Consider the following 11,517-nt stretch of genomic DNA (forward strand, 5'->3'; position numbering starts at 1 on the left):
TCCTCCATTCGCCCATCCGCTCCGTCTGCGCGCTCGGTCCCTACGGGCGCCGTGACGGAAGAGGCTGCAGTTCGGGCCAACGAGCCGACATGCGGAGCCGTATGCCGGCGCAGAGGGCACTCAACCCGGCGAGCTGTCCGTTGCCCGCAGCGAACCCTGCGACGACGCCCAGCCGGTGGGCGAGCCTCTGACGGGCGGTCGCGGTACCGCACATCCAGTCCTCGTGCCTGAGCCGGGCCAGGTGATCTCCGGTTCCCCTGTGGGCGCGTTCGACGAGTGCGTCGCCTCGTAGCAGCCAGCCTGCGCAAGCGTCGTCGAGGCTTGCGTCAAGATCCGCGCCGTGCCCCGCGCCGGTCGAGGCGTGCCAGGTGGCGCGGTAGGCGGCCTCGGCCTCCTCGAGGGCGGCCGACCGCGGCGCCGTCACGCACCAGCAGGTGGGGAAGCCCATGCGCAGATAGGCGAGCTCGGTCAACCCGCTGCCCAACGACGCCTGTTCGAAGTCGATGAAGCGGAGTCCGCCGACGGTGTGCAGGTCGTTTCCCGGGCACGGGTCGCCGTGGAGCAGCGCAATGCCCGAGGTCCGGCTGAGTCGGTGCACCAGGCCTTCGAGCTCCGTGCGTACGCCTGACGGGGGCGGGGGCAGCCACCGGCCGAACCCGTTGATACTCAGCCGAGGGCCCCGGCCATCCGGCGCACGGCTTCGATGATCACCTCGGGCGAGGCGCCCAGATTCAGCCGCACGTGCCCGGCGCCGCCGGTGCCGAAGGCCGTACCGCTGCTGAGGGCGACGCGGCCGCGGTCCAGGAAGACGGCGGCGGGGTCGTCCCCCAGGCCGAGCGCCCGGCAGTCCAGCCATGCCAAGCAGGTGCCCTGCGGCTGCTCGTACCGTACGCCGGGCAGCCGGCTCGCCAGCAGCTCGGCGAGCAGTCGCCGGTTCTCGTCCAGGCCGACCAGGAGCGCGTCGAGCCAGCCACCACCGTGTCGCAAGGCGACGGTATGAGCGATGATGCCCACGTGGCTGGGCCCATGGCTCACCTCCTCCGGCATCCGCGCCAGATCGGTCGCCGCGGTGCTCCCGGCCACCGCCAGTGCGGCCTTCAGACCGGCCAGGTTCCATCCCTTGGACGCCGACATCAGCGAGAACGCGTTCTCCGCCCCCGGCACCGACAGATAGGGCACGAACTCCGCGCCGGGCAGCACAAGGGGCGCGTGGATCTCGTCGGCGACCACCCTCAGCCCGTGCCTGCCGGCCAGCTCCGCCACAGCGGCCAGTTCCTCCCTGGTGTGCACGGTCCCGGTCGGATTGTGCGGGCTGCACAGCAGATACGCGGCGCGGCCACCGCCCGCCACGGCCTGCCGGAACGCGGACTCCAGGGCGTCCAGGTCGATCCGGTGCCCCGCGCCCAGCGGCGCCTCGACGACGCGCCGGTCCATGTGCTCCACGAAGGCGTAGAACGGCGGATACACCGGGGAGTTGACCACGACCGCGTCCCCCGGCCCGGTGATCAGCTTCAGCGCCTCGACGATGCCCAGCATCACGTCCGGCACGATCGCCGTACGCTCCACCGCCACGCCGTCCCAGCCCCACCGCTTCCGCGCGAAGTCGTCCAGCGCCTCGGCGTACTCCGTCCCGGTCGGGTATCCCGTGTCCCCCAGCTCCACCGCCTCGCAGACCGCCCGCGCCACGGGCTCGGCGAGCGGTACGTCCATCTCCGCCACCCACAACGGCAGCACGTCCGGCGGGTAGGCCCGCCACTTCATGCTGGTACGCAGGCGCAGCTCATCAAGGGAGAGCCGGCGCAGGGGATTGGGCTCCTCGTACGACATGCGGATCAGTATGCCGGGGGGGGCGGCCTCCGCCGCAGAACAGCAAACGCCCGGCGCCCCAGCAGAGCTGTTCACTCATGAGCTCGAGCGCGCAACGTCGGCCTGGAGCAGTCGAGGGGACACGGCGAAGCCGTGACGGGAGTACGCCGAGATCGCCCGGGAGCTGGAGTGAACCGTCACACGCTCAAGCCCACGTTCATGCGCGAGCGCCAAGACCGCATCAATGAGCCGACCACCCAGGCCGGTATCTCTCTCCTCCGGCACCACGTACACACACTGCAGGTCGCCCGATGACCGTTCGAGGGCACGCGGGCTCGGCACGCGCTGCGTGACCGCCAGCCACGCCATGCCAATGACCACGTCGTCGCGGACCATAACCATGCAGTGGTGAGAGGACGCCTCCTCCTGGGCCCACGTCACGAAATGATCGACGAAATCGTCGCGCGAGGTGACCGGGGTCTCTCCCTTCTCCAGTAACCACTGCCACCGAAGCTCAGCAACAGTGACCAGATCATCGGGCAGGGCGGGACGAATAGCGATGCTGTTCACACCGACATGCTGACGCAGTTCGACCAGACGCCTCACGAGAGAAGCCGGCCGCATGAACGAACCAACGCGTTGCGCCGGCATCCCCCTTTGCCGGGGATATCGTGCGTACCTATCCCGAACTCCCACCGCGCCAAAGCAAGTTGATCGCGCATCCGCCTGTAAAGGCTTGTGTTCGACCCCAAGGCCCCTCTAACGTGCTCGGCGTTCGAATACGAACACCGCGTGGCCGGACCGCCGAATCCTGCCCCCGGCGCGCGGCAGCATGTCACCCCCACACCGCCGGGCAGGAGCGGGGGACCCACTCGCGCCGTACGGAGAGTACGTACCGGACGGCTAGGGGTGAAGCCGTGACAGCCCACGGCCGGGCGAACCTCCAGCCCGAACCCGACAGCTCACCTCGTAGGCGTCCGGAGTACGGAGCCACCATGACGTCTGCAGTTGGACGACACCGCGCCCCACGCCCACAGAGCACCCCGCGGCGCCTCATCAGCCGCGTCTCTGCCGCCGGCGCCACCCTCGCCTTGCCGGTTGTCGGAGCCGGTACCGCCAACGCCCTGGACGGAGGCAGCGGCACCTACACCGTCGCCTCCGGCGACACCCTGTCCACCATCGCGGAGGAACGAGGCATCGAGGGCGGCTGGCAGCAGCTGTACGAGGACAACAAGTCCGTCATAGGCGATGACCCAGACCTCCTCTCGATCGGACAGAAACTGTCGCTCGACGGCCCCACCGACACCAGCCCCACCGGGACCAGCACCAGCACCACGACGGCCACCCAAGCCTCGTACAGCTCGGACAAGAAGGAGACGGCCCCGACCGCCGTCCTCCCGGTCAGCGGCGGCATCCTGACCGCCGGCTTCGAAGACAGCGGCGACCTCTGGTCCAACGGCCACACCGGCCAGGACTTCGCCGTACCGGTCGGCACCACCGTAAGGGCCGCCACCGGCGGCACCGTGGTCTCGACGGGCCGGGACGACGCGTTCGGCTACGAGGTCGTCATCCGGCACGACGACGGCGAGTACACGCACTACGCGCATCTGTCACAGATCGATGTGTCATCGGGCACCACGGTAGGCAAGGGCGACCGCATCGCACGCTCCGGCTCCACCGGCAATGTCACCGGCCCTCACCTGCACTTCGAGGTGCGCACCACCCCGAAATACGGCTCGGCCATCGACCCGCTGGACTGGCTGCGGGACCACGGCGTGAAGACCTGATGCAGGTCACCCTGGATCGAAGATTTACCGGCAGGCTCGGTGCTGTGGTCGGCTACGCCCGGTTCGTGCGCGCAGATGGCCAAGGAATGCAGCCGCACACGGTGCGATCACAGCCGTAGACCCGGGGCACCCGTCATTCGTGAGAGCGACTAGCCGGGGCGAGCCGTGCCTCCTCGGCGGCGTGCCGGGCCAGGGACGTACGTCGCTGCTGGCTCGGCGGGCCCGGATGTCACCGCGGCTGCCGTTGCGACCACGAGCGTGATCGGTGGCCGCGTGCGTCGGCAGCTCGCCGATCGTGGTCGAGATCCGACCGCCATGGTGACGACCGGGCTGCATGGCCGCCACCTCCCACACCCTGCTGGACACCCCTGCCCGATGGGCAACTTCAGAGGCTGCCGCCCCTCCCGGCAGCAGGAGAAGACGTGATGAGACCGTTCGCCTTGAACTACGCCCGCCCGGCCGCGCAGCCGCCCGTCGTGATTCCTTACGCCTATGACCGCACACGGCAATTGAATGTCCTGCCCGACGGGCGCCCGGCCATCAGCGACCACGCTCTGCTGAAGGCATACGGCACCACCACCTCCACCGCCGGTTCCAAGACGCATTTCGATGATTGACGGGCGTCATGGTCGGCCTTCAGCTCCTCCGCGTGAGGGCGTGACGTAGCCGCCACCTTCCCGCACGCAGCTCGTACTGAGGTGCACGAGTCCTTCGTCCCGGCAGCACCTCATGCTGTCGTGGTCTCGCCACTACACCGTTTAAGAACAAGGAACATCCGACCCCATCGCTTGTCATGGCCATGCATCGGGCACAACTGTCTTACCGACACTCGGTCGCCGACTCCCCCCCACGCTGCAGAAGGAGACCGACATGACTGCACGGCCACACCTCGACCGGCGCGCCGTGCTGCGCGGTGGACTCGCCGCATCCGCCGCCGGTGCACTCGGGCTGGGCACGGCGGGCGCCGCGAGCGCCGTCGCTCCGCACACAGCAGCCCGTACGCGGAGCGCGGCACGTACGAAGGCCGCCCCGCAACCGCGCATCTACACCACCGCCGAGTGGGGCGCGCGCCCTCCGTCGAGCGACATCGTCATCCTCGATCACGTCCCCACCTATGTCGTGGTGCACCACACGGTCAACCCCGGCAACAGCAATGACTATTCGCTGAAGCACGCGAAGAAGATCTGCCGGGACATCCAGAACCTTCACATGGATACCAACGGCTGGGCCGACACCGGACAGCAGTTCACCATCAGCCGGGGCGGTTACGCCCTCGAAGGCCGGCACCAAAGCCTGGACGTCGTACGCGGCGGCACCCAGCACGTGCAGGGCGCCAACGTGGCGAACCACAACAGCGAGGTCATCGGCATCGAGAACGAGGGCCTCTACACCAACGTCGACGTGCCAGACGCGCTGTGGGACTCGCTCGTCGATCTCGTCGCCTGGATCGTCGCGCAGTACAAGCGACCGGTCAAGAACATCATGGGTCACCGGGACTTCAACTCCACCGAGTGCCCCGGCGATGTGCTCTACGGACGGTTGCCGGAGCTGCGCGACGAGGTGGCGGGCAGGCTGGGCGTCTCGAACGGCCCGGGGCCCGTAGTCTGGCCCCTCCTGCGACCGGGAGACACCGGACCGCGCGTGCGCGCCGCCCAGCACCTGCTGCGCGCCAGGGGCTTCAACTCACTCCGCGCGGACGGTGTGTTCGGCGCGGCCACCAAGACTGCGGTGGCCAAGATTGCCGAGCTGCACGGCATTCGGCCGCATACCTGCTCGGCCCTTCGTCACCGCGTGGTGGACGAGACCGGCTACCTCGGCTCGGACATCTGGCCGCTGCTCACCCCTCGGCTGTCGGCAGGCCAGAACGGCGAGGTGGCGAAGGCTGTGACTACCCTACGCGGCGCGGGCAGCGAGGCCGCGACCGCCGCGATCCGCCCGGGTGCACCGCTCAGCACGCTCAACTGGCAACACCTGCTGTCCTGACGGGCGGAGCCTCTACCCTCCCGGTTCACGCGGCCAGCGCGCGTAAGCAGGGGCGCCGTGCCCAGAACAGCACGTGGCCACCATCCCCTTCGGGGACGAACTCTTCCTGCTCGACCGTGAGGCCGGCTTGTGTGATCCAGGCTCGGCTGGTGGCGGCATCGGCGTGGCTCCACCACATGGCGACTCCGCTGTCCAACCAGTTCTCGTCAACGCCGGTCCAGGCACCATCGCCGGTGATGCCGAGAAACAGGCCGCCAGGCCGTAGCCAGGAGGTGATCCTTTCCAGCAGCGGAAGCTGTTCGTCGCACGGGACGTGGATCAGCACATAGAGAGCCACCACCGCGTCGAAGGATCCGTCTGCGAAGTCCACAGCGGTGGCGTCGGCCCGGATGAACTCGGCCTGCGGAACACGTTGCTGAGCCCGGAGAATCTGCACCTCGCTGAGGTCGACACCAGTGAGCCGGTGTCCTGCCGCCGTCAGGTCACGCGCGACGGGCACCCCGCTGCCGCAGCCCAGATCCAAGATCTCGCTTCCGCCTCGAAGCCGCTCACACAAGCGGCCGATCCACGGTTGATACTTCGACTCAGAGCCGAAGGCCTCGTCGTAGCGGAGCGAAAGTGCGTCATACCCGCGCCGAACCAGGTCCTTCGGATCGTCGAGATTCACGGTGAGGCACGCTAATGCGCCGTGTCGACGTCTCGCGAACGCTTTCGGCACGGCGATCGAACCCCTGCACGCCGGTGACGTAGCCGTGCCCGGCCTTCAAGAGCACGCGCTCATCCGGACGTGCAGGTGCCCCTCCGTCGGGAAGTTCGGGGGCTCAGCGGGAAGGACAGAGCGAAAGACGTACTGGCATTTCTCTGCCACCCGGCACGAAGCATGATTGCCTGAGGAATGAAGCAGGGCCAGGCGAGCCACCGGCATCACGCCCTGCGAACCAAGGGCCCATCGGGACACCGCTTCAAGGGCGCGGGGAGCGATTCCTCGCCCCCTGACTTCAGCCGATGTCCAGTAGCCCATCTCTGCTGAGCCTCTGGTTGGCCCCGCTCCTTCCTTGATCACGACATTCCCGACGGGACGGCCGACATCGCTCTCCCCGCTTCCACACGCCAGCACGGCAAAGCTGAGCCGCGTACCCGTGGCCCACCCTTCACGCTGATCACCGACCCATCGACGAGCCGCTGCCTCGCTGTCGAGACAGGTGGTCAACCAGCGGCGCAAAAGCGGATCACGATGAGCCGCAACGAGCGCTTCCGCATCCTCAACTCGCCACGGTCGCAGTCTCAATGCAGGTGCGGATGCAGTTGCTTCCACCGACAGGCTGACGACCACGACGCTCCTCCATCGATTCTGCGGCTGATCGACGACCTACTCGCAGAGGAGTCGGTCTTGCCCGCCAGGCAGTGCCTAGGCTCGTTGTCGCGTCGGCACTGGAGAAGGGTGCGACCATGGCCGCTCACGGTGAATTCGCCAGGTCACATCGATTCCCACCTCGCCTGGGGCAGTCGGCCCCTCGGGCACCTGCACGCCTGACCCGAGTCCCACTCTTCCTTGCTGCGGGCCAAGAACTCGGCGGTCTGCTGCCGGTCATGGCAGGCTGCCCAGGGCATCCAGGGCAGGAGGTGGTCGAGCGACTCGGTTTTCGCCCGGTCCAGGGCCTCGACGTCGCTCATACGCCAGCGACGCAGCTCAACCTGGTCGAAGCGGAGGGTCTCAGCAGGCTGTCCCATGGCGCAATGCTGCCTCAGCTCCGCCTGGTCGACCACGCATTTACCAGCGCCGTGTGGTCCACGATGCCGACGCCGGCCAGGGGCCGGGGCCACACCGACGACCCCTATGTGATCCAGGACGCCCCGCGGGCAGCACGAGCCAGCGCTACGGCTCCCAGAGTGCTCCTCGGCCTCCCCCGGGGTTGGTGGCGCGTGCCCGGCTGGTGAGCACCCGCGCGAGGAACGCGAGCCGCTGCGGGCTACAGCCCGGTTGCACCCCATGGGCCGTGGCTTGTCACGACGCCTCCCGCTTCCGTGGCTTGATGAGAGCGCACAGCTGCCGGGCCTGGGCCAGTAGGACGCCGTCCTGACCCCAGATGGTGATGTTCTGGTCGCACAGTCCCGCTTCGGACAGGGCGGTGTCGGCGGCCACCAGCCGCCAACTGTCCAGCGGGCCGGGGTCGGTGCGGACGTACACACTCAGGCTGAGGGTGGCCATAGCGGCGGGCTTGCTGAACCGGGTGTACATCGCGGGCAGCCAGGCATCGGAGAGGGCCGTGAGCAACGCTGGCCCGTCGCTCGGTTCGGGCGGTCGGTCCCCGACGATGGCGGGGCGGATCCAGCTGGCGGTCTGAGACTTCTGCGCGCCGGAGAAGGGCGGGTCTCCCAAGGCGGGGCGGTATATGAAGTTGCCGAAGAACGGCGGTGTCATCCCGTCAATCACCGGTAGGAGGTCACACTGCTCAGGGGCCGGGACTTCGGGCATCACGGCCTCGGTGAACGGGGCCGCCTCGAAGGCGTCGCCAGGTGCGAGGGTGCAGGCGGCAGTCAGAACCGTTTGCGCCTGCTGGACAAGCCTCGCGGTGAGGGTAGTGGTGCGCCGCCCGGAGTGCTCGACGGTGGTTTCGGCCGTGAGGGGGCCGGGTGACGCCGGAGCGGCGAAGTGGATGCTCAGGGAGCGTGGCTGCCAACCGTTCTTGCCAGAGGCGGCGATCAGGGCCTTCAGTGCGAGCGCGGCGACATAACCGCCATTGGCACCCACATGGGCTTCCCACCCGGCGGCCACGTTCCCCCGCCACCGGTTTGCTTCTCCACTGACCTGCACATCATCCAAGAACCCCACGACAGACAAACCCCCTGTCTCGCTGGAACTCGTCACTGAATTACGGATTCCGCATTCCGATGGAAGGTGCAGAGCTCCGCTTCGGGTCGGCTTCCAGTGCCGCGCAGGCCGGATCGGCCCCGGCTGCGGGCATGGATGCCCGGGGACACCTCTCGTTCAGCACAGGTGACGCAGAAACCCTCACATGTAGACTGCGACACGTCAATACTGACATGTAAGTACTGACTGAACGTCAGGAGCGGAGCGTCTTAACCATGTCCCTACGGATCGCAGTACTTGGGGTGCTATCGGCACTCGGACCGGCCAGCGGCTACAGCCTCAGCAAACGCTTCGACGCCACCCTCGGCCACGTCTGGAACGCCAAGCACAGCCAGATCTACCCCGAACTCAAACGCCTCCAGGCCGAAGGACTGATCGAAGTCACCGACGAAGGAGCACGCGGCAGTAAGAGCTACACCATCACCCACACCGGCCGCGCGACCGTCTCCCATTGGGTCATCGACACCGAACCCGCCCCCGTACGACGCAACGAGGCAGCCCTCCGCGCCTTCCTCATCCCCCTCGTCAGCCAGGACGACGCACGCGCCGTACTCCAGCGGGAAGCCGACTTCTCCACACAACGCATCCAAGAACTCGAAGCCCTACGAAGCACCGCCGAGCACGCACCCGGCCACTTCGGCGCGCTCGCCCTGGAACTCGGTATCCGGCAGATGCACACCATCCGCGACTGGGCCCAATGGGCCATCGAACAACTCGACCAAGACACCAACGCCCAAGCAGCCCACCGAAGTCACTCACCGCAGCATTGACGACCCGGTGCCGCGGGTTCACACCCCTCCGGGTCGGGCTGTATTTGCTGCGGCCTGGATGAGCTTCGCCGCATGGTCCCTGGTGCACATCCTCGGGCGACGTGGTGCGCGAGAGGCCCCAGTCTGGCCTACGGGGCCGGTCAGGGGGCCTTCCGTCATGCCTGGGGCGCAGAGTGACCGAGCGCGTACGGCTCTTCCCCGCGTGCCGTAGCGTGGAAGCAAACCTTCTCGCGGGGGTGCACATGTCCACGAGCAGCATCGGCGACCGACTCGCCGCGCTCCGAGAGTTCCGCGACATCACGCAAGAGGAGCTGGCCTCCCGCGCTGGCGTCCATGTCGACACGATCCGAAAGCTTGAGCAGGGACAGCGGCAGTCCGCGCGCATCAACACCCTGCGCGCGCTCGCCTCAGCCCTCGATACCGAACTCGAACGGCTCCTGGGTCAGCCCACCGTGACACCACAGCTCCCTGACGACGGTGGCCTGCTGGCCCTCCGCGACGCGATCCAGGACATCGACTCGCTGCCCGGCGTGCTCTCCGACGACATCGAGGAGGGGCCGCCAACACCCGACGAGTGGACCGCTGCTGTGCGCGCGGCTACCTCCCTGTACTGGCGGGGCGGCTACAGCCAACTCGCTGGCACGCTGCCGCTGATCCTGCGCGATGGTCGGACTGCCGCCCGCGAGGCCACCGGCAGCGCGGCCGACCGGGTATGGCAGCAGCTCGCTCTCGCGTACCAGCTCGCAGCGTCCCTTGCGATGCAGGCGGGGCATGCCTCTTGGGCATTCCAGGCGGTCGAGAAGCAGCTCGCCGCGGCCGAGCGGGCGTCCGACCCGCTGATGGCCGGGATGGGCGTCTCGACGCTCTCCTGGGTGCTACTGCGGCAGGGTCGTTGGGAGCAAGCGCAGAAGGTCGCCGAGCGGAAAGCGGACGCCCTGGAGACTTCCTTCCGGCGGGCCACGAAGCCCCAACTGGCGGTGTACGGAAATCTGCTGCTGGCAGCCGCCACACCCACCGCAAGACGAGGGAACCGGAATGAGGCGAAGCAGCTGCTGAACCTGGCCGAGAGCGCGGCAGTCCGGTCCGGGCCCGTGCGCGTGTACGGCACGGCGTTCTCGCCCGTAGACGTGCAGACCCAGCAGGTGAACATCGCCCTCGCCGGGGAGGAGAACGAACCCGCCGAGGCCCTCGCCCTCGCTGCTCGCGTGGACGTCTCCGCGATCTCCCGCCCCGTACACAGCGCGGCCCACCGGGTCGATGTGGCGCACGCGAAGTACCAGACCGGCGACAGCGACGGCGCGCTGGAGACTCTGCTGGAGGTCGAGCAGGATCAGCCGGAGTGGATCCGCTACCAGACCCTTGCCGCGGCCACCGTGCGCGAGATGCTGGAGTCAGAGCGGCGCCGCAACACCCCGCTCCGCGGGCTCGCGGCTCGTCTCGGCGTCGACCCGACCCTGTGACCCGTCTGGGACAACGCGTCCTAGTTAAGTGGCAATTGATGGATCGACTGGGGAACTCTGTCACTGGCCCGTGATCGCGCGACTCCTTAGCGTGATCTGCATGAGGCGACGCCGTCCTCGCACCCCCGGCCATAGGTCGAGCTCGGCGCCGCGTCCCATGCAGACCACAGGAGCCGAACGTGACGACGCCCCGCCGAAGCCCACGGGAACGCGCCCGCCGCGCCGCACTCGCTGACGCCGCCGTCGGCATCCCCTCGGAGCCGCCCCTCCGCGAGCCCGGCTCGACGCACCCAGACGAGGAGCATGCCAAGGGGGCGTGGGTTTTGGAGGAGCGCCCGGGCCTGCCGCCCGCCTCCGTCCGCCGCCTGGCCTGCGCTGACGAGGCCAACCAGGAGAGCGCGCAGTGAACCAGTCCCAGGCCTTCGATCTCGACTGGATCCCGCGCACTGCGGGCGTCCGCAATGCCCACTGCGGGGCGATCGGGTGGCACGTGGTGCGCATGCCCTCCAGCTGGGGCCGCCGTGTCCTCGACGAGCTCGGGAAGGCCACCGGTGCTGTCGTCGAGGAGCAGCACACACGCCGCATGTACTGGCTCATTCCCAACGACTCAGCCGCCAATTGGCAATTGCCGCTGGTTCACGGCATCGAGATCCTCGACGACGGTCACCAGGTGCTCATCCCTGGCACGCTGCGGGAGACCGCCCTGTGGTGGCTGGTCCCGCCGCGGCCGCACCGGCTGCTCACCGATCCGGACGCCTTGCTTGCCGCCATTCTGGCGGCGCTCGGCCCGCGGGTGGCGGCGTCGTGAGCCACTGGCACGCGGGCCACGCGGAGGGGGC

14 protein-coding genes and 1 riboswitch are annotated in these 11,517 nt (G+C 68.4%); of the genes, 7 read left to right on the forward strand and 7 right to left on the reverse strand.

Annotation, left to right across the window (positions count from 1 at the left end; genetic code table 11):
• Window positions 1-40: 40 nt before the first annotated feature.
• The 3 genes from ACTWQI_RS00465 to ACTWQI_RS00475 all read right to left on the reverse strand — a co-directional run bounded on the left by ACTWQI_RS00465 (window position 41) and on the right by ACTWQI_RS00475 (window position 2,376).
• Window positions 41-598 (reverse strand): hypothetical protein, encoded by a 558-nt coding sequence (locus ACTWQI_RS00465; RefSeq protein ID WP_443266286.1) that lies wholly within the window; start codon window positions 596-598, stop codon window positions 41-43.
• A gap of 68 nt (window positions 599-666) precedes the next feature.
• Entirely contained in the window at window positions 667-1,827 is a 1,161-nt protein-coding gene (locus ACTWQI_RS00470; RefSeq protein WP_443266287.1) for a MalY/PatB family protein, read from the reverse strand.
• A gap of 75 nt (window positions 1,828-1,902) precedes the next feature.
• Window positions 1,903-2,376, reverse strand: a complete 474-nt coding sequence (locus ACTWQI_RS00475; protein WP_443266289.1) for a GNAT family N-acetyltransferase — start codon at window positions 2,374-2,376, stop codon at window positions 1,903-1,905.
• Between the two features lie 258 nt (window positions 2,377-2,634).
• Window positions 2,635-2,798, forward strand: a riboswitch (cyclic di-AMP (ydaO/yuaA leader).
• Between the two features lie 3 nt (window positions 2,799-2,801).
• Between ACTWQI_RS00475 and ACTWQI_RS00480 the strand changes: the two genes are divergently transcribed.
• The 3 genes from ACTWQI_RS00480 to ACTWQI_RS00490 all read left to right on the forward strand — a co-directional run bounded on the left by ACTWQI_RS00480 (window position 2,802) and on the right by ACTWQI_RS00490 (window position 5,576).
• Window positions 2,802-3,593 carry a M23 family metallopeptidase gene (locus ACTWQI_RS00480; RefSeq protein ID WP_443266290.1) on the forward strand — a complete coding sequence of 264 codons (792 nt, stop codon included), beginning with the start codon at window positions 2,802-2,804 and terminating at the stop codon, window positions 3,591-3,593.
• 425 nt (window positions 3,594-4,018) lie between these two features.
• Window positions 4,019-4,210 carry a putative ATP-grasp-modified RiPP gene (gene tgmA / locus ACTWQI_RS00485; RefSeq protein WP_443266292.1) on the forward strand — a complete coding sequence of 64 codons (192 nt, stop codon included), beginning with the start codon at window positions 4,019-4,021 and terminating at the stop codon, window positions 4,208-4,210.
• A 253-nt stretch (window positions 4,211-4,463) separates the two neighbouring features.
• The gene (locus ACTWQI_RS00490; protein ID WP_443266294.1) at window positions 4,464-5,576 is read left to right on the forward strand and encodes a peptidoglycan recognition protein family protein; all 1,113 of its coding nucleotides are present in this window, start codon (window positions 4,464-4,466) and stop codon (window positions 5,574-5,576) included.
• Between the two features lie 25 nt (window positions 5,577-5,601).
• On the opposite strand, the gene ACTWQI_RS00495 is transcribed toward ACTWQI_RS00490, so the two are convergent.
• From ACTWQI_RS00495 to ACTWQI_RS00510, 4 genes are all read right to left on the reverse strand, one after another.
• Window positions 5,602-6,243 (reverse strand): class I SAM-dependent methyltransferase, encoded by a 642-nt coding sequence (locus ACTWQI_RS00495; RefSeq protein ID WP_443266297.1) that lies wholly within the window; start codon window positions 6,241-6,243, stop codon window positions 5,602-5,604.
• A 96-nt stretch (window positions 6,244-6,339) separates the two neighbouring features.
• A complete protein-coding gene (locus tag ACTWQI_RS00500; protein WP_443266299.1) occupies window positions 6,340-6,909 on the reverse strand; it encodes a GNAT family N-acetyltransferase in 570 nt (189 codons plus the stop codon).
• Window positions 6,910-7,052: 143 nt separating this feature from the next.
• Window positions 7,053-7,307, reverse strand: a complete 255-nt coding sequence (locus tag ACTWQI_RS00505) for a hypothetical protein (protein WP_443266300.1) — start codon at window positions 7,305-7,307, stop codon at window positions 7,053-7,055.
• A 274-nt stretch (window positions 7,308-7,581) separates the two neighbouring features.
• Entirely contained in the window at window positions 7,582-8,445 is an 864-nt protein-coding gene (locus ACTWQI_RS00510; protein ID WP_443266301.1) for an acyl-CoA thioesterase, read from the reverse strand.
• A 245-nt stretch (window positions 8,446-8,690) separates the two neighbouring features.
• Between ACTWQI_RS00510 and ACTWQI_RS00515 the strand changes: the two genes are divergently transcribed.
• The 4 genes from ACTWQI_RS00515 to ACTWQI_RS00530 all read left to right on the forward strand — a co-directional run bounded on the left by ACTWQI_RS00515 (window position 8,691) and on the right by ACTWQI_RS00530 (window position 11,486).
• Window positions 8,691-9,218 carry a PadR family transcriptional regulator gene (locus ACTWQI_RS00515; RefSeq protein ID WP_443266303.1) on the forward strand — a complete coding sequence of 176 codons (528 nt, stop codon included), beginning with the start codon at window positions 8,691-8,693 and terminating at the stop codon, window positions 9,216-9,218.
• A 242-nt stretch (window positions 9,219-9,460) separates the two neighbouring features.
• A complete protein-coding gene (locus ACTWQI_RS00520; RefSeq protein ID WP_443266305.1) occupies window positions 9,461-10,678 on the forward strand; it encodes a helix-turn-helix domain-containing protein in 1,218 nt (405 codons plus the stop codon).
• Between the two features lie 179 nt (window positions 10,679-10,857).
• A complete protein-coding gene (locus tag ACTWQI_RS00525; protein WP_443266307.1) occupies window positions 10,858-11,085 on the forward strand; it encodes a hypothetical protein in 228 nt (75 codons plus the stop codon).
• The gene (locus tag ACTWQI_RS00530; protein ID WP_443266310.1) at window positions 11,082-11,486 is read left to right on the forward strand and encodes a hypothetical protein; all 405 of its coding nucleotides are present in this window, start codon (window positions 11,082-11,084) and stop codon (window positions 11,484-11,486) included. Before ACTWQI_RS00525 ends, ACTWQI_RS00530 begins: the two co-directional genes overlap by 4 nt.
• Window positions 11,487-11,517 lie beyond the last annotated feature (31 nt).

This window comes from Streptomyces sp. KR80 (assembly GCF_052245555.1).
GTDB lineage: Bacteria > Actinomycetota > Actinomycetes > Streptomycetales > Streptomycetaceae > Streptomyces.